This is a genomic window from Nocardia sp. CA-135398 (assembly GCF_050955845.1).
In the GTDB taxonomy this organism is placed as follows: Bacteria; Actinomycetota; Actinomycetes; order Mycobacteriales; family Mycobacteriaceae; genus Nocardia.
Window position 1 is genome coordinate 7631099 of record NZ_CP192084.1, and the last position, 18020, is coordinate 7649118.

The 18020-nt window shown below is 67.2% G+C and carries 15 protein-coding genes; 6 read left to right on the top strand and 9 right to left on the bottom strand.

The window, feature by feature from the left end; translation table 11 throughout:
- Positions 1-3: 3 nt before the first annotated feature.
- Complete coding sequence (locus ACQP1T_RS33935; protein WP_433757086.1) at positions 4-1737, bottom strand: glycerol-3-phosphate dehydrogenase/oxidase; 1734 nt, start codon at positions 1735-1737, stop codon at positions 4-6.
- Between the two features lie 289 nt (positions 1738-2026).
- Here ACQP1T_RS33935 and glpK point away from each other — a divergent pair, with 289 nt between their 5' ends.
- A complete protein-coding gene (gene glpK / locus ACQP1T_RS33940; RefSeq protein WP_433757087.1) occupies positions 2027-3526 on the top strand; it encodes a glycerol kinase GlpK in 1500 nt (499 codons plus the stop codon).
- A 3-nt stretch (positions 3527-3529) separates the two neighbouring features.
- Here glpK and ACQP1T_RS33945 read toward each other — a convergent pair whose 3' ends face one another.
- The 4 genes from ACQP1T_RS33945 to ACQP1T_RS33960 form a co-directional block, all read right to left on the bottom strand.
- Complete coding sequence (locus ACQP1T_RS33945; RefSeq protein WP_433757088.1) at positions 3530-4705, bottom strand: PLP-dependent aminotransferase family protein; 1176 nt, start codon at positions 4703-4705, stop codon at positions 3530-3532.
- Between the two features lie 81 nt (positions 4706-4786).
- A complete protein-coding gene (locus ACQP1T_RS33950; protein WP_433757089.1) occupies positions 4787-5833 on the bottom strand; it encodes a hypothetical protein in 1047 nt (348 codons plus the stop codon).
- A gap of 73 nt (positions 5834-5906) precedes the next feature.
- The gene (locus ACQP1T_RS33955) at positions 5907-6938 is read right to left on the bottom strand and encodes a hypothetical protein (protein WP_433757090.1); all 1032 of its coding nucleotides are present in this window, start codon (positions 6936-6938) and stop codon (positions 5907-5909) included.
- 366 nt (positions 6939-7304) lie between these two features.
- On the bottom strand, positions 7305-8708 hold the full coding sequence (locus tag ACQP1T_RS33960) for an NAD(P)H-quinone dehydrogenase (protein WP_433757091.1): 1404 nt from the start codon (positions 8706-8708) through the stop codon (positions 7305-7307).
- A gap of 125 nt (positions 8709-8833) precedes the next feature.
- Here ACQP1T_RS33960 and ACQP1T_RS33965 point away from each other — a divergent pair, with 125 nt between their 5' ends.
- Complete coding sequence (locus ACQP1T_RS33965; protein WP_062982810.1) at positions 8834-9313, top strand: gamma-glutamylcyclotransferase; 480 nt, start codon at positions 8834-8836, stop codon at positions 9311-9313.
- Positions 9314-9362: 49 nt separating this feature from the next.
- On the opposite strand, the gene ACQP1T_RS33970 is transcribed toward ACQP1T_RS33965, so the two are convergent.
- The 3 genes from ACQP1T_RS33970 to ACQP1T_RS33980 all read right to left on the bottom strand — a co-directional run bounded on the left by ACQP1T_RS33970 (position 9363) and on the right by ACQP1T_RS33980 (position 12652).
- Complete coding sequence (locus tag ACQP1T_RS33970) at positions 9363-10562, bottom strand: M20 family metallopeptidase (protein ID WP_062983311.1); 1200 nt, start codon at positions 10560-10562, stop codon at positions 9363-9365.
- Positions 10563-10621: 59 nt separating this feature from the next.
- Positions 10622-11854 (bottom strand): M20 family metallopeptidase, encoded by a 1233-nt coding sequence (locus ACQP1T_RS33975; protein ID WP_433757092.1) that lies wholly within the window; start codon positions 11852-11854, stop codon positions 10622-10624.
- Positions 11855-11947: 93 nt separating this feature from the next.
- Positions 11948-12652, bottom strand: coding sequence for an enoyl-CoA hydratase-related protein (locus ACQP1T_RS33980; protein ID WP_433757093.1), 705 nt, complete (start codon positions 12650-12652; stop codon positions 11948-11950).
- A 655-nt stretch (positions 12653-13307) separates the two neighbouring features.
- Here ACQP1T_RS33980 and ACQP1T_RS33985 point away from each other — a divergent pair.
- Together ACQP1T_RS33985 and ACQP1T_RS33990 are read left to right on the top strand one after the other, a co-directional pair.
- Complete coding sequence (locus ACQP1T_RS33985) at positions 13308-14087, top strand: purine-nucleoside phosphorylase (protein WP_433757094.1); 780 nt, start codon at positions 13308-13310, stop codon at positions 14085-14087.
- Positions 14088-15587 carry a phospho-sugar mutase gene (locus tag ACQP1T_RS33990; RefSeq protein WP_433757095.1) on the top strand — a complete coding sequence of 500 codons (1500 nt, stop codon included), beginning with the start codon at positions 14088-14090 and terminating at the stop codon, positions 15585-15587. It abuts the gene before it with no gap.
- Positions 15588-15796: 209 nt separating this feature from the next.
- Here the strand turns inward: ACQP1T_RS33990 and upp are convergent, their stop codons facing one another.
- A complete protein-coding gene (gene upp / locus ACQP1T_RS33995; protein WP_433757096.1) occupies positions 15797-16420 on the bottom strand; it encodes a uracil phosphoribosyltransferase in 624 nt (207 codons plus the stop codon).
- A gap of 155 nt (positions 16421-16575) precedes the next feature.
- Between upp and ACQP1T_RS34000 the strand changes: the two genes are divergently transcribed.
- A complete protein-coding gene (locus tag ACQP1T_RS34000; RefSeq protein WP_433757097.1) occupies positions 16576-16884 on the top strand; it encodes a hypothetical protein in 309 nt (102 codons plus the stop codon).
- Between the two features lie 4 nt (positions 16885-16888).
- A complete protein-coding gene (locus ACQP1T_RS34005; RefSeq protein ID WP_433757098.1) occupies positions 16889-18013 on the top strand; it encodes a C40 family peptidase in 1125 nt (374 codons plus the stop codon).
- Positions 18014-18020: the final 7 nt, after the last annotated feature.

Here is an 18020-nt window from a genome sequence, read left to right on the forward strand (position 1 = left end):
TTCTCAGCTGTCCAACGGGACCGGTTCCAGAATCTCCGCGCGCGGTTCGGGGGCCGCGATGCGCAGGGCATCGGCGGAGGGGTCGTCCGGCTGCGTCTGGGAGCGGATCTCCGCCTCGACGCGTGCTTGGTAAGTGCCTACCTCCCGGTCGATTTCGTCACCGTCCCAGCCGAGGATCGGCGCGACCAGATGGGCCACCTGTTCGGCGCAGTTCGCGCCGCGGTGCGAGTATTCGATCGAGATCCTGGTACGGCGGGCCAGAATGTCGTCCAGATGCAGCGCGCCTTCCGCTGCGACCGCGTAGACGGCTTCCACCTGCAGATACGACGGTGCGTCCATAATCGGTTGCAGCAGTTCGGGTTTGCCGTCGGCCATGGCCATGACCTCGTCGATGAGCGAACCGTAGCGATCGAGCAGATGCTTGATCCGGTACGGATGCACGCCATAGGCCTCGGCGAGTTGCACCGTCTGATTGATCAGCGCGAAATAGCCGTCGGCACCGAGCAGCGGCACCTTCTCGGTGATGGACGGCGAGACGCGCGCCGGGATGTCCTGTGCCGCTTCGTCGACCGCGTCATAGGCCATCACCCGGTAGGTGGTGTACTTGCCGCCCGCGATGCCGACAAGCCCCGGCGCAACCCGGGCGACGGCATGTTCGCGCGACAGCTTGGAAGTCGAATCGCTTTCGCCCGCAAGCAAAGGCCGCAGACCCGCGTAGACACCGTCGATATCGTCCGGGGTGAGCGGCGTGACCAGCACCTGGTTGACCCGATCCAACAGATATTCGATATCGGCCTTGGTCGCCGCCGGATGGGCGAGATCCAGATTCCAATCGGTATCGGTGGTGCCGATGATCCAGTGTGCCCCCCACGGGATGACGAACAGCACCGAGGTGGCGGTGCGCAGAATGATCGCGGCATCGCTGACGATGCGGTCGCGCGGCACCACAATGTGCACCCCCTTGGACGCACGCACGTGGAAGCGGCCACGATTGTGCGACAGCGCCTGGACCTCATCGGTCCACACCCCCGTCGCATTGATCACCACATGCCCGCGGATCTCCCCGGTTCGGCCGTCCTCGCTGTCGCGCACCTTCACGCCGACGACCCGGTCCGCTTCGCGCAGAAAACCGACGACCTGGGTGGAGGTACGGATGACCGCACCGTAGTGCGCGGCGGTGCGGGCGAGCGTCATGGTGTGGCGGGCATCGTCGACGACCGTGTCGTAGTAACTGACGCCGCCGATCAGCGAGTCGGGGCGCAACCCCGGCGCCAGCCGCAGTGCGCCGTGCCGAGTCAGATGATGTTGGCCCGGAACGGATTTCGCGCCGCCCATGGTGTCGTAGAGCACCAGTCCGGCGGCCACATACGGACGCTCCCAACCACGGCGGGTCAGCGGGTAGAGGAAGCGCAGCGGCTTCACCAGATGCGGCGCCAGGGTCGAGAGGGCGAGTTCGCGCTCCCGCAACGCCTCGCGCACCAGCCCGAATTCCAGTTGCTCCAGATAGCGCAGCCCGCCGTGAAACATCTTCGAGGAGCGGCTGGAGGTACCGGAGCCGAGATCACGCGCCTCGACCAGCGCGACTTTGAGACCACGTGTCGCCGCATCGAGCGCGATACCCGAGCCGACCACGCCACCACCGACAACGACCACGTCGAAGTGGTCCTTACCGAAGCGCTCCCATGCCGCCACGCGCTGCTCGGGGCCCAGGAACTGCGATTCCGGTTTCATGGTCATGCTCGACTCCTCCAGCCGACCCCGGCGTCGGGGTTCAGACGACGTTTGTGGTCTTTAGGGCACACGATCGAGCTGCTCAGTCCGGGGGGGTGTTCTGTTGTACAGGCTAAAGGAATCGGCGACGATCCCCGGTCGGGGGCCGAAGCCGTGTCGCCCGCGGCCGATAGCCCGCGCTACTCGCCGGTAACCGATCCCAACACTAGTCCGACACGATGCTGGTCGCGAGGCGATGCGCGGCGCGGTCCGCTGTTTTCACCGCGGGCCACGTCGGTTTTAGTAGCCTGCACGAATGCGTCGCTATGTGGCCGCCATTGATCAGGGCACGACCTCGAGTCGGTGCATCGTCTTCGACCAGCAGGGCCGCGTCGTCGGTATCGCGCAACGCGAGCACGAGCAGATCTTCCCGCGGCCGGGCTGGGTCGAGCACGATCCGGAAACCATTTGGCGCAATACCGAATTCGTACTCGGCGAGGTGCTGCGGAGTACGGGTATCGCCGCCGAGGAGATCAATGCGGTCGGCGTCACCAATCAGCGCGAGACGACGGTGGTGTGGGATCGCGCCAGCGGCAAGCCGATTCACAACGCGATCGTCTGGCAGGACACCCGCACCGACCGCCTGGTCACCGAACTCGGCGGCGAATTCGGCGCGACGCGCTACCAGGACCGCACCGGTCTGCCGCTGTCCACCTACTTCGCCGGTCCGAAACTGCGCTGGATTCTGGACAATGTGGCGGGCGCGCGAGCCAGGGCCGAGGCCGGTGAGCTGTGTTTCGGCACCATCGACAGCTGGGTGCTGTGGAATCTCACCGGTCAGCACATCACCGATGTGACCAATGCGTCGCGCACCATGCTGATGGATCTGCGTACGCTGCAATGGGATTCGAAGATCTGCGCGGAATTCGGGGTACCGCAGTCGATGCTGCCCGAGATCCGCAGCTCATCGGAGATCTACGCGGAGATCGGCTCCGGCCCGCTGGCGGGCATACCCGTCGCGGGCATTCTCGGCGACCAGCAGGCGGCGACCTTCGGCCAGGCCTGTCTGTCCCCGGGTGAGGCCAAGAACACCTACGGCACCGGCAATTTCATGCTGCTCAATACCGGAACCACACCGGTGTTCAGCAAGCACGGCCTGCTCACCACGGTCTGCTACCAGCTCGACGGCAAGGCACCGGTCTACGCATTGGAGGGGTCCATCGCGGTGACCGGCTCACTGGTGCAATGGTTCCAGGACAATCTCGGCATCATTTCCGCAGCCGACGAGATCGAACCGCTGGCGCGCAGCGTCGAGGACAATGGCGGCGCGTACATCGTTCCCGCGTTCTCCGGGCTGTTCGCGCCGCGCTGGCGCCCGGACGCGCGCGGCGTCATCGCGGGCCTCACGCGCTTCGTCGACAAGGCGCATCTGGCGCGAGCGGTATTGGAGTCCACCGCATTTCAGACCCGCGAGGTCATGGACGCGATGCGCGCCGACGCCGAATCCCAACAGCTGCGGCTGGAGCTGACCACCCTCAAGGTCGACGGCGGCATGGTCGGCAACGATCTGCTCATGCAGTTCCAATCCGACATTCTCGACGTGCCGGTGGTCCGCCCGGTCGTCAACGAAACCACCGCGCTCGGTGCGGCCTATGCGGCCGGACTCGCCGTCGGCCTGTGGGAGAGCACCGATGACATCCGCGCCAACTGGGCCGCGGATAAGACCTGGCAGCCCGCGATGTCGGCGACGGACCGCGAGACCCGTCTGGCCGCTTGGAACAAGGCCGTGGAGCGCACCTACAACTGGGTGGATTGACGCCTATTCGGCAGCGCGAGCCAGCCGGTCGATCGCCTCCGCCAACGTCGCCGTGTCCGAAGTGGTGAAGCACATGCGCATGGAGTGGCTGTAGTCGGTATCGACGGCGAAGGCCGCGCCGGGGACGAAGGCGACGCCGTGCTCGAGGGCTCGCGGCAGCAGCCGATCGGAGTCGGTACCGTCGGTGAAATCGGCCCAGACGAACATGCCACCGGCGGCATCGGTGCACCTGACACGGTCGCCGAAGCGGGTGCGCACGGCGTGCACGAGCGCCTTGGCGCGGTCACCGTACGCGGTGCGGACGGTGTCGACGTGGCCGGTCAGCCAGGTTTCGTCGGTGAGCAGATCGGCCGCGATCTGATGGGTCAGCGCCGAACCGCACAGGTCCGCACCCTGTTTCAGCAATTCGACGGCGCGACAGATCCGCTCCTGCGCCACCATCCAGCCGACCCGCAGCGCGGGAGCGAGGATCTTCGAGGCGCTGGAAAGCCGAATCACGTTGCGGGAGTAGGTCGCCACGGGATCAGGCGAGGGCCGGTCGAACCAGAGCTCACCGTACGGATCGTCTTCGATCACCCAGAAGCCGTGGTTGTCGGCGAGTTCGGCCAATTCGCGACGACGCGGCGGGCTCATGGTGACGCCACCCGGATTGTGGAAATTGCTCACCGTGTGCACGATCGCTGGACGCTCACCGCGCGCCAGCAGTTCCTTCAGTACGTCCACCCGCATGCCCTCGGAATCCAGAGGCACCGCCACAATTCGTGCTCCGGCGGCTCGGAACACTTGCAGCGCACCGACATACGCCGGATCCTCCACGACAACCAACGCACCCGGATCCAGCAACACCTCGGCGAGCAGCGAAAGCGCCTGCTGCGAACCATGAGTCACGAAGACCTCGTCGACCCCCACCGCACGACCGAGCTTCGCCGACTCCCGCTGCCGCAGCACATCGCGCAGCGGTAGCCACCCGGCCGACTCGGTGTACTGCAACACCGCGGAACCACGCAGCGCCGCATCGGCAGCCGCGGCGAGCCGTTCCCGTGGCATCAACTCAGCATCGGGCAGACCACCGGCGAGGCTGATCACCTCGTCGCGCGCGGTCAGTTTCAGCAGATCACGAATCGCCGAACTCTTCAGTCCGCTCAGTTTGGCCGCGAGCGGTGGATTGGTCGGCGACATGGAAAACCTCCGAGGGGACACGCGAAATCCCACTCTCGCATACCGCTACCAAATTGGGAAATATTCATCCCATGATCTGGGTCAGATGCGCTCCCGAATGGCGAAAATCACGGTCTTGCCGTCCCGGACCACCGTGATGATGGTCTGCCGGTAGACATTGGTCGTGCCGTCGGGGCGGTGTTCGGTCAGATCCACCTCGAAGGTGTCCGCGGCCGACTCGGCAATCCGCAGGCAATGCGTGGTGCCGACCGGGATCTGTTCATTGATGGCCTGCTGGATGACCTCGGCCGTCGACACATTCTCGGCATCCGGCGCGACGAATCTGCGCGCCCGCTCACCATTGCGGTCGACGTAGAACCCGTATTGGAAGCCGAGGATCGCGCCGGGGCCGCTCGAGGTGTCGCCCTGCCCGTTGCCGCGGGTCACCTTGCCGTCTTTACTCGCCGGACAGCTCAACGCGGCGGAGGTGCTCGGCGGTGCGGGCGGTGCCGCTTTCGGACTGCCGTTGTCGTCGCGCTTGACCGCGACGAAGGTCACCACCAGCGCGAGGACCACCACGATGGCGGCGAGCACACCGAGCGCGACCCACCGGCCGCGCGAACTGTGCCGAGTCGGCGTCGCGGTGATGGTGTCGGAGATCAGCTTCGGCGCAAGACGCTGTGCGATCGGATCGTCGGCCCAGGACAGGCCGGGCGGCCCGGACGGCGGCGGCTTCGGCACCCCGCCGGATTCGGTGGGACTGTTCCACCAGGTGTCGCGCTGGCCCGCGGCAGAGGTCGTATGCCGGACGGTGGCCTCGTTGGGGTCCGGTTCGACCGGCGGTTCCGGTCGCCGGGGCGGCGGTGGCGGCGCATCACCGAACACCGTCGTATCCGGCGCGCGGTACTGCGGGGGCGGCGGCGGCACCGTCGGCGGTTCGTCGGCGGGCCGCCAGATCAGCTCGGGATGATCGGTGGCAGGCTCGGGCACCGACCACTGCGGTCGAGCCTGACCACCCGTCGGCGGACCGAAATCGCCTAACGGCGGACCGAATTCGGAGACCGGCGGGCCGAAATCGTCCAACGGTGGTCCGAATTCCGACCCGGAGCGGTCGGATTCGTTGTCCCTGCCATCACCCTCGGAGCCCACACCAAATCCTTTCCCCAGGACACACGTGTGGGGCGGTCGAGAACGACCGCCCCACCCGTCGAATCAGCTCGTGTCAGTACTGGAGTGACCCACCCCACTGGGTGGTGACCCCGGCAACGTTGACCGTTTGCGGAGCCAGTTCGCCTGGCGGCACCGGAAGTTTAACTTGTGCGGCCGCCTCGAGGGCAGCCGCGCCGCCTGGCTGTTCCCGAATCCAGTGCTCGACAGCGGCCTTGGCCAGGTTGGCCTGGGTGGTGTCGAGCACGACCTCGGTCTTGTTGTCGGCCAGACCCTCACCACCGGTGTAGGAGGTGACCTTGACGCTGTTGGCGGTGATGTATTCGACCGACACACCGGCCTCGCCCTGACCGGTCGGCGTGCGGTAACCGATGGTGCCGACGTAGCCCGAGGCATTGTTGAAGTGGTGCGTGTTGGCCACGTAGCCGGGCGCCAGCGAGCCGCCGTCGATATTGGCGCCGACCTCCTGGTGCGGCCCGTCCATCTCGACGACTGGCGCGGCCGGGGCCTGCTGGAAGCGCGGGGCCGACCAGCGCGGCTGCTGCACCAGCGTGTCGGACTCCGGCTGCTGCGGGGTCCGGGCATTCGGACCGCTCGGGGTGTTCGCACCCGGCGCGGTGGTACCGGGCTGCGCGGGCTTCGGAGCCTCCGCACCGGGGGCCGTCTCCGGCACCACAGCGGGGATCGCGGGTCCGGTCTGGCCCGGAACCGGCAGCGGCGCGACGCGCGGCGTGGTTACACCCGGCTGGGTCGGCCCGGCCAGCTTCGGATCGTTGGGATCCTTCGGCTGATTCGGCATGACCTGGTTCGGATCCGGCGTGGTGACACCCGGCTGGCTCGGCGTCGGCGACGGCTTGGCCTCCGGCTTACCCGGATCCGGCTTGGTGGTCTCCGGCTGGCCCTGGTCCGTCGGCGAGGTGCTGCCGGGATCGGCGGGCGCGGGCGCCGGATTGGTCGGTGTACTCGGCTGATCCGGAACTGCCCCCGCCGGCGCCGCGAAGAGCGTGGCCACGGCCGCCGCGGTGGCCAGTGGCAACGATGTGCTCGCCATCGCTCGCTGCGCCCGACTCGGCTTACGATGTTTCACTTTTCGCAATCCCTTCCCGTGTGCGACCGGGTGGGTCGCACGCAGTTATCCCTGGTGAGACGCTTGGTCCACGAATGAGGACCGCCGAACGACCAAGCGGCCGTTCGCCGTTCCCGCTGGAAAGGATCGATCCCCCCACACAGAACCCTCGCGATCGCCCGCCGATCGCATCTCTGCGGGAAGTGAACCACATGCGCGCCGTACTGGCAACGCGATGAAAAACCAGACAAGACAGTAAGACTCGGGGCACTCGAGACCGACCGCATATCCGGCCACCACGGAGCGAGTCTTACGAGCGACGTTCGCGGCAGCAGGGGGCCGCGAACACCCAGCGCCGCAGGCGCTGCAAGTCGAACACAGCGGCGTTCAATCCAGGTCGTCGTGACGCATCAGCAGGCGCGCCGCCTCGGTGACCGAGCCGGTGAGCGAGGGGTACACCGAGAAGGTTTGGGCGAGATCGTTGACCGTCAGATTGTTCTGGACCGCGAGCGCGATCGGCAGGATGAGCTCCGAGGCGATCGGCGCGACGACCACACCGCCGATCACCACACCGGTCGCGGGCCGACAGAAGATTTTGACGAAACCCCTGCGCAGACCCGACATCTTGGCTCGCGGGTTGGTATTGAGCGGCAGCATAACCGTGCGCGCGGGGACCTCACCGTTATCGATCGCGGTCTGGCTCACGCCGACCGTCGCGATCTCCGGACGGGTGAATACCGCCGAGGCGACCGTCTTCAGCCGGATCGGGCTGACGCCCTCACCCAGCGCGTGGTACATCGCGATGCGGCCCTGCATGGCGGCCACCGAGGCCAGCGGCAGCAGGCCGGTGCAGTCGCCCGCGGCGTAGATGCCGGGCACCGAGGTACGCGACACCCGGTCCACCCGCAGATAGCCACCGCGATCGAGTTCGATGCCGACCCGCTCCAAGCCCAGGTCACCGGTGTTGGGAATCGAGCCGACGGTCATCAACGCATGGGTACCCGTGACGGTACGGCCGTCGGAGAGCTTGACCACGATGCCCTCGGCGGTGCGCTCCACCGCATCGGCGCGGGCGTGCTTGACCAGTTCGACACCGCGTTCGGCGAGCGCGTCCTCGAGTACGAGCGCGGCATCGGCGTCCTCACCGGGCAGCACCCGGTCGCGGCTGGAGACCAACTTCACCCGCACACCCATTTCGGTGTACGCGGAGACGAATTCGGCGCCGGTGACACCGGAGCCGACCACGACCAGCGTCTCCGGGAGTTCTTCCAGGTCGTAGAGCTGGCGCCAGTTCAGGATGCGCTCGCCATCGGGCTCGGCGCCGGGCAACACGCGCGGGCTCGCACCAGTGGCGATCAACACTACTTCGGCCTCGACGGCCTCTTCGGTGCCATCGGCCAGCAGCGCGCGCACCCGGTGCGCGGCCAGCCCGGTGGCCGGACCGCTGAGCTGTCCGTGTCCGGCCAGCACCGTCACGCCCGCGGCCTGCACCTTGGATCGGATATCGGAGGACTGGGCCAGCGCCAGCGCCTTCACTCGCGCGTTCACCTCGCCCAATTCGATCTGGGCCTGGCTCGGATCGAGGGTAATGCCCAGGTCACGGGCGCGACGCAGATCGGTGCGCACGCCCGTCGAGGCAATAAAAGTCTTCGACGGCACGCAGTCCCACAGGACGCACGCCCCGCCGATGCCGTCGCTATCGATCAGGGTGACCGTGGCCCCGTGTTGGGCCGCCACCAATGCCGCTTCATAACCGGCCGGTCCGCCACCGATGATCGCTATGCGGGTCATGGATACCTCCGCTGGAGCTGTTCGACCGGGATCTCCGGTGCCGGTAAACAACGTTAGCTGGCGAACACACGGTCATCTCGCCGGGATAGAGACGATGCGCGCAGGTTATTGGATACCCTTGCGTCGTGCCGATCTACGCCGCCTACGGGTCCAACATGGACTCGTCCCAGATGCTCGAGCGCTGTCCGCACTCCCCCATGTACGGGACGGGCTGGTTGGAGGGCTGGCGCCTCACCTTCAGCGGCGACGACATCGGCTGGGAGGGGCCGCTGGCCACCGTCGTCGAGGAGCCGGGCGAACGGGTATTCGTCGTGCTTTACGACGTATCTCCCGAGGACGAGCAGCGCCTGGACCGCTGGGAGGGTTCCGATTTCGGGATCCACCGCAAGATCCGGCTGCGCGTGACCCCGAGCGCGGGCAGCGGTTCCGAACCCATCCTGGCCTGGCTGTACGTCCTCGATGCCTACGAGGGCGGGCTACCCTCGGCGCGCTATATCGGCGTGATGGCCGATGCGGCCGAAAAGGCTGGCGCGCCAGCGGAATACGTGCACGCGCTGCGCACTCGCAACAGCAAGAACGTCGGACCTGGCTTCTTCGGTAGCTGAACAGCAGCGGCCGACCCCCATGGAGGGTCGGCCGCTTTCCTTGTCTTCGTCAGCTCGCGTTCAACACGATATTGCTGAGCACCCGGACACCGACGGCAAGCGCGCGCTCGTCGAGATCGAAGGTCGGCTGATGCAGATCCAGCTGTTCGCCGTGCCCGGACCAAACGCCCAGGCGGGCCATCGCGCCCGGCACCTCTTCCTGGTACCAGGAGAAATCCTCACCGCCACCGGACTGCAAGGTGTCGGCGAGCGCGTCCGGGCCGAGCATGCGGATCGCGTCCTCGAACATCCTGGTCGAGTGCTCGTCATTGACCACCGGCGGCACGCCGCGACGGTAGTTCAACTGGTAGCGCACCCCGGTCGGGGCGAGCAGGCCGTCCACGATCTCGCGCACCATCGGCTCCAGCAGCGACCAGGTCGCGTGATCGCCGGTGCGCACGGTGCCGGTGAGCATGCCGGTCTGCGGTATCGCATTCGGCGCCTTGCCCGCGCTGACCGCGCCCCAGACCATCACCGTGCTGGTGCGCGGGTCGATGCGACGGCTGAGCAGACCGGGCAGGCCGGTGATCACGGTGCCGATGGCGTAGACCAGGTCGCTGGTCAGGTGCGGACGCGAGGTGTGCCCGCCCGGCGAATCGAGGACCAATTCGATGGTGTCGGCGGCCGAGGTGATCGCACCGACCCGGATGCCGACCCGGCCGACCTCGAGGCGCGGATCGCAGTGCAGTGCGAAGATCCGATCGACGCCCTCCATCGCCCCGGCGGCGACCATATCGATGGCACCGCCCGGCATCACCTCTTCGGCGGGCTGGAAGACGAATCGCACCCCCACCGGCAGCTCCTGATCGGCCAGCGCGAGCGCGGTGCCGAGCAGGATCGTGGTGTGCGCGTCGTGACCGCAGGCGTGCGAGACGCCGGGGACGGTCGAGGCGAAGCTGAGTCCGGTGAATTCCTGCAGCGGGAGCGCGTCCATATCGGCGCGCAGACCGATGCGCGGTGCGTCCACCGGACCGATGTCACAGAGCACTCCGGTGCCGTTGGGCATCTTCTGCGGCGTCAACCCCGCCTTGGTCAGCCAGGCCGAGACGAACTCGGTGGTGGCGAATTCGGTGCGGGACAGCTCGGGGTTCGCGTGAATGTGCCGACGCCACTGGATGAGATCGACCGTGTGCTCGGCCAGCCAGGAATCGACCGCATCCGGTCCGACTTCCGCGATATCCGATTGCGCGGCGCTCCCCTGGCCCCCCATGGTCGCGCGCTTCACCGCCACGGAGCGTGTCGCGTGCGCCGCGGAACGGCCGGTAATGCTCACCGAATGTCCTCCTGTCGTTGAACGAGCCGTTGCAACAACCTGTCCCTATGTACTTGATCGCGAGCTACGGCGATAGCGGTACGCGCGAGCGCGATCGCACCGTCGGTTACCGCACGATCGGCCGAAGCGTTGACACTCGCCGCGGCGAAGCCGGGCTGATGCGTCACCGCCCCACCGGCATCGATGCCGATGACCGGATGTATGCCCGGTATGACGTTGGTGACGTTGCCCATATCCGTACTCCCGAGCGGTCGCTGCGCCTCGAGTTCCGGTGCGATCGGCACCCGGCCCAAGTCGACGATCTGCTCACGATAGGCGAACAGTAATCCCGAATCGGGCGTCAGCTCGGTATATGTCGGCGCAACCGTCCGGATTTCGTGAGTGCAGCCGGTCGCCAACGCACCCGCCTCGAAACAAGCCGACGCTCGTCGCATCAGATCGTCGAGGGATGCGGAGTCGACTGCGCGTAGGTAATACAGCAGTTCCGCACGTCCGGGAACGATGTTGGGGGCTACGCCACCGTCGCTGACTATACCGTGCAGTTGCTGTCCGGGTCGGAGATGTTGCCGCAGCAATCCCAGAGCAACCTGCGCGACAGTCGCCGCGTCGCCCGCATTCCGGCCCAATTCCGGAGCCGCGCTGGCATGCGCTTCGTGGCCGTGGAAGACCACCGACAGATCCGCCAGTGCCAGCGAGCGCGCGTCGACGATATCGATGGGGCCTGGGTGCACCATCATCGCCATCGCGACATCGTCGAAGACGCCGCGCTCGAGCATCAGCACCTTGCCGCCGCCGCTCTCCTCGGCGGGTGTGCCGAAGACTACGACGGTGATACCGAGGGCGTCGGCCACCTCGGCCAGACCGAGTCCGGCGCCGACCGCGGATGCGGCGATGATGTTGTGTCCACAGGCGTGCCCGATCTCGGGCAGCGCGTCGTATTCGGCGCAGATACCCACCGTGAGCTCGCCGGATCCGTAGGTCGCGCGGAATGCGGTGGACAACTCGGCGACGGGAGTCTCGATCGCGAAACCGCGTTCGGCCAGCGGCGCGATGGTCTTGGCGACGCTGCGGGTTTCCTCGAACGCCAGCTCAGGTTCGGCGTGCAGCGAATGCGAGAGCGCGATCAGTTCGGGCGCGGCGGCCAGGATCGCGGCATCCGCCGCCGCACCCGGGTGCGCGACGTGGTGGTCCGTGCGTGATTCGGGGTGCCCGCTGCGCGGTGGTGGCATGGCACACAGTCTGGCACTGCGCAGATGATCGGGCGCACCCTGCGTCCATGGGCGATATCGCCGCGCGGCGCAAGGATTGTGCTCGAGTTGCGGTTATCCCGCGGCGAACGCCAGATTCTCCGGTGTGGTGGGGGTAGCGAGCCCGGCGAGTGCCTTGGCATGCAATGACCGCTTGATCACCGGAAGATTGGGCTTGCGGTTTGCCGCGAGGGCGCCCGCGCGCTCGATCGCGGACTTCAGCAACACATCAGCATCGGCCTTCGCGTCGACAATTCCCGCGGTAATGGCCTCGTCGGCGGCGAAGCGGTGACCGGTGGTCATGGCCTGTACGCAGACCTGGTTGGCGAGGCGCTCGGTGAGCAGCGCGTTCATCCCCACGGTGAACGGCATGCCGAGGTGCACCTCGGGCAGGCACCAGAAGCCGCGGTCGGCGCGCATCACCCGGAAATCGTGCGAGGTGGCGAGCATCGCGCCCGCGCCGAAGGCGTGCCCGTTGACGGCGGCGACCGTCGGCAGCGGGAAGGTCAGCAGGCGGGTGTAGACGCTGTGCACGCGATCGAGGTAGCCGTGCATCTTGTCCAGGTTGCCGAACAGCCAGTCGGTATCGAGCCCGTTGCTGTAGAACTTCCCACTCGCCGTTGTTACCAGCGCCGCCGGCCCCTCGGACGCCTCGACCTGGTCCAACAGCCCGTGCAACGCATCGATCCAATCCGGATGGAAACGGTTCTCGCTGTCGGTCTGCCCCTCGTTCCCGAGGTAGACGACGAACACATCCCCTTCACGTTCCAGGTACGGCATGCGTGCAGCGTAACGGGTAAACGATGGAATACCTACTCACGGGTAGCAAATCCTCGGCAGGTCAGATGGCGGACCCGACCCCGCTCCCCCGGGCCGCCACGGGAGCGAGCCTGACCCGCGAGGAGATCACCTTTGCCGCGGTCGAGGGGAGCGCGCGCTGGCTCGACCATCAGGGCGCATGCGCACCAGGTACCGAACCTACAGCCATCAGCGACCCCAACGGAGCGAGTCTTACAAGCGACCGTTCGCGGCCCGCCTCGCGTCCGAGTCGTCGTAGCGCATCCGCCGCAGGCCCCCGGACTCGCCCATCCAGCACGCGTGCACTAGGTGCCGAACGTCCCGCCATCACCAACCCCAACGGAGCGAGTCTTACGAGCGACCCGTTCGCGGCCCGTCTCGCGTCCGAGCCGTCGAAGCGCATGCGCCGCAGGCCTGGGACTCGACCCTCCGGCACGCGTGCAATAGGTGCCGAAGATCCCGCCATCACCGACCACGACGGAGCGAGTCTTACGAGCGACCGTTCGCGGCCCGTCTCGCGTCCGAGCCGTCGAAGCGCATGCGACGAAGTCGCGAGTCTCGACGGCTCGGACGCGAGACATCGGGGGGCCGCGAACACGCCGCGCCGAAGGCGCGGCAAATCAGATACCGTGACGGCATGCTTGCCGAACAGGCCGCGAGGGCGATTGCCGAACGTACGGGAGTGGAACGGCACCGGGTTGCGGTGGTGCTGGGATCGGGCTGGCAGGAGGCGGCCGCGGAGATCGGCGCGCCGATCGCTTCGGTGCCGATGCCGGAGCTGCCCGGATTCGGGACGCCGAGTGCACAAGGGCATGTCGGAATGGTGCATTCGGTCGCCGTCGACGACACGCCTGTGCTGCTGCTGATGGGGCGTCAGCATCTGTACGAGGGCTATCAGCCGAGCGATGTCGTGCATCCGGTGAGCGCGGCGATCGCGGCGGGCGTGGAAACCGTGGTGCTCACCAATGCGGCGGGCGGGATCCGGGACGGACTGCGCGTCGGTGAGCCGGTGCTGATCAGTGACCATCTCAATCTCACCGGCCGCACGCCACTGGTTGGGGCGACCTTCGTCGACCTCGTGGACGCCTGGGATCCCGAATTGCGGGCGCTGGCAAGGGAAATCGATCCGAGCCTGACCGAGGGCGTGTACGCGGGTCTGACCGGACCGCAGTACGAGACCCCGGCCGAGATCCGGATGCTGCGCACCAACGGCGCGGATCTGGTCGGCATGTCGACGGTGCTCGAGGTCATCGCGGCCCGTGCGCTCGGGGCCCGAGTGCTCGGCATTTCGCTGGTCACCAACCTCGCCGCGGGTGTCACGGGTGCGCACCTCTCGCATGCCGAGGTACTTGCCGAGGGACATGCGGCCGCACCACGTCTCGGCAAACTGCTGCGCGGCGTACTGGAACGGCTGTAGATGCTGCGCTTCGGCACCGCCGGGCTCCGCGGGCCGCTGCAGGACGGGCCCGACGGTATGAACCTGGACACGGTGAGCCGGGCGGGCGCCGGGCTAGTGGACTGGTTGCGCGGTCGCTGCCTCGGCGGCGGCGCGGTAGTCGTCGGACGCGACGCCAGGCACGGCTCCGCCGAATTCGCCATCGCGACCGCGGAAATCTTTGCCGCCGCGGGCTTTCCGGTGACGCTGCTGCCGCGACCGCTGCCCACCCCGGTCGTCGCTTACGCGGTGCGTGAGCTGGGAGCTGTTGCCGGAGTACAGATCACCGCATCGCACAATCCTGCGACGGACAACGGCTACAAGGTGTATCTGGACGGCGGTTCGCAACTGATCGCACCGGCCGACACCGAGATCGAGCGCTGCATCGAGACCGTCACCGAGCCGATCGCCCGCACGCCCGTCACACCCGCCGCCGATGACGTGGTGCGCCGCTACATCGATCGGGTTGCTCGGTTGCCCGAGTTGATCGGCGGTCCCGGTGAACGCTGCGATATCCGAATCGCGTTGACGCCGCTGCACGGCGTCGGTGGTGATACGGCCGTGGCAGCTCTTGCCGGGGCGGGATTCAAGCATGTGCACGTCGTGGGTGCGCAATTCGCACCCGATGCCGAATTCCCCACCGTCGCCTTCCCCAATCCCGAGGAGCCCGGAGCCACCGACCTCTTGCTCGAAACCGCCACCCGGATCGGCGCGGATCTCGCCATCGCGCTCGACCCGGATGCCGACCGCTGCGCCATAGGAATTCCGGACGGCGACGGCGGCTGGCGCATGCTGCGCGGCGACGAAACCGGTGTGCTGCTCGGCGATTACGTGCTGCGGACCGCGCCGCCGGATGCACTGGTAGCGACCACCATCGTGTCGTCGCGACTGCTCTCCAAACTCGCCGCCGTCCGCGGCGCGCGGTACGCGGAAACGCTGACCGGCTTCAAATGGCTGGCCCGCGCGGGCGACGGTCTGGTCTACGCCTACGAGGAGGCCATCGGTCACTGCGTGGACCCGGCCGCGGTTCGCGACAAGGACGGCATCTCCGCGGCGGTGCTGGCCGCCGATCTCGTGGCCCGGCTGAAGACCGCGGGCCGCACCCTCGGCGACGAACTCGACGACTACGCGGTCGAATTCGGCCTGCACGCCACCGACCAGGTCGCGCTGCGCCTACCCGACCCGGCCGCCGCAGCGGACCTCGTGCACCGGCTGCGCGCCGCCCCGCCCGATGAAATCGCGGGCGAGCCGGTCGAATACACCGATCTGCTCCAGGTGCGCGGCCGAATGCGCACCGACGCACTGATTTTCGAAGGCGTCAATTTCCGGATCGTGGTCCGGCCGTCGGGCACTGAGCCGAAACTCAAGTGCTACCTGGAGGTGGTCGAGCCGGTCGCTACCCGCGAAGCACTCGATGCCGCACGATCCGCCGCCCAGCAACGTCTCATCGAACTCCACGCATTCTGCGAGGACCTGTCGTAAGGACCTGCGAACCTTGCGGCGCAACGGATCTGGGACCGCGTTCATCGAGGACACTGATGAAGCCACTGCCGTCACGCCCGCTGGATCGAGAGCAGGCTCGAACGCGGCGTATTCGGTGGAGCCAGACGTGTGGGCCGCACTCGAGGGTAGTCGAATGGTGGTTGTGGGTGTTTTTTGAGCAACCATTCGACTCCTCGATGGGTGTGACATCAGCGGGGGCCGAATTGGCGGTCGCCCGCGTCGCCGAGGCCGGGGACGATGTAGGCGTCGGAGTTGAGGCCCGTGTCGACGACCGCGGTGACCAGGCGCACCGGCAATCCCGAATCAGCAAGAGCGGCAATGCCTTCGGGGGCTGCCACGACGCAGATCGCGGTGATGTCGGTGGCGCCGCGGGCGGCGAGCAGTTGCAGGGTGTGGCGCATCGAACCGCCGGTGGCCAGCATCGGGTCGAGTACGAAGACCGGCGTCTCGGACAGGTCTGCGGGCAGTGATTCCATATACGGCACCGGCTGATGGGTGGTTTCGTCGCGGGCGATGCCGACGAAACCGACCCTGGCGTCCGGAATGAGTTCGGCGGCCGCGTCGACCATGCCGAGTCCGGCGCGCAGCACCGGAACCAATAGCGGCGGCCGCGCCAATCGCGTTCCCTCGGTATCGGATACCGGTGTGGTGATCGGGAAGTGGACGACCGGCGCTTCGCGCAGCGCCTCGTAGATCAGGATTCCGGTGAGATCGCGCAATGCCGCGCGGAAGGCCGGATTGGCCGTTCCCGCATCGCGCATCGTGGTCAGCAGGGCGGCGGCGAGTGGGTGGTCCACGGTGTGCGTGCGCATGAGGGAACGATAAGGTCGAAAATCGAGTTCGGCGGGAAACCTCCACCCGAATTTTTTTCGAACGGCTGGAACCGATCTGGAAGGCAGCGCGTCGAACTAGGTGGATGACGTACTCTGCCTGGGAACGAACAGATGGGGGAAGCACTATGCGAAAGATGTCGGCCGACACCGAGGGCATCACCGCCTACGGCGCGACCGCCGCGGCCATGTCAGGTGATCTCGCCGCCGCCGGAGTAAGCGCCGCGGCCGCCGATCCCACGCTCCTCGGCCCCATAATGGGCTTGATCGGCGGCGATTTCATGGCCGCGTACGCCGCGGCGCACGCCGGACACGTTGCCTCGATCGGTCAATTGTCGGCGGTGCTCGCGAGCATGGGCGGCACGGCAGCCTCTTCCGCCGTCGTCCTCGAGGAAACCGACCTGAACAATGCCTCCGGACTGAACGCCATCGGACTGGACGGGTGACGCCGTGATCGATGTCAGCGCCCTGGTCCAGCCGCTGCTCGACCTGCTCTCCAGCTTCGGCACCGGCGTCCTGCCCACCGGCGGTCCCGCCGACGCACTGACCTCAACCTCGACCGCCGTCGACCAGGTGCATGCGGTCGGCCGCAACAGCATCAACCAGGTGAACAACGCATGGGACGGTGCGGCGGCCGACGCCGTCACCGCGAAGGCGCTGCGGGTACAGACCTCGGCCGCCGCCATTTCCGACCGCGGCAACGATATGGCCACCGTCGTGAATCAGGCTGCCGCCCAGGTCGAAACGGGCCAGAAGGAACTGAACGGGATCGTCCAGTCGTTCGTGAACCAGGCCACCAGTCTGGGTCCGGTGCTGGCCACACCGGAGGGGCTCACGGTGCTCGTCGGCTCCGCGATCGACCACATCGGTCAAGGGCTGAATGTGGTCGGCCGGGTACGCAACGAACTCGATACCCAGACCGCGTCGATGAACGAGCTGACTCCCGCGCCGTCGACGCCGTCGCTGTCCAATGTCGCCAGCACGGTCGGCACCGCCACCCAGGGCGCCTCGCAATTGTCGTCGACCGTGAGCAGCGTCGCGAGCGGCGCGGGCGGCATGCTCAGCAGCCTGATGAGCACCGCGAGCAAGGCCGGTACGACGACCGCGAGCACGGCGTCGAGTTCCAAACCGAGTACGAGCAGCACAACCGGGACCGGCCAGTCGACGACCTCCGGCAAGGGTGTGAAGATCACCCTGCCGGACGGCAGCGTCGTGGAGGCCCCGAACGAGAAGGCGGCGACAGCGGTCAAGGCGGCGATCGGCGCGGTCGGCACGCCCTATGTGTGGGGTGGCAATGCGCCCGGTTCCGGACTGGACTGCAGCGGCCTCACCAAGTACGCGTATGGCGAGGCCGGTGTCGACCTGCCCCGCCTGGCCCAGGAACAGGGCAATGGCCATATGCAGGTCTCGCCGGGCGATCTGATGCCGGGTGATCTGGCGGTGTGGGATGGCCACGTCGCGATGGTGATCGGTAACGGGCAGTTCGTCGAGGCCGGTAATCCGGTCCAGATCAGCTCGGTCCGAACCGACAACATGGGCATGAACTTCCATGGCTTCTACCGGCCGACCTCATAAGTGAGCG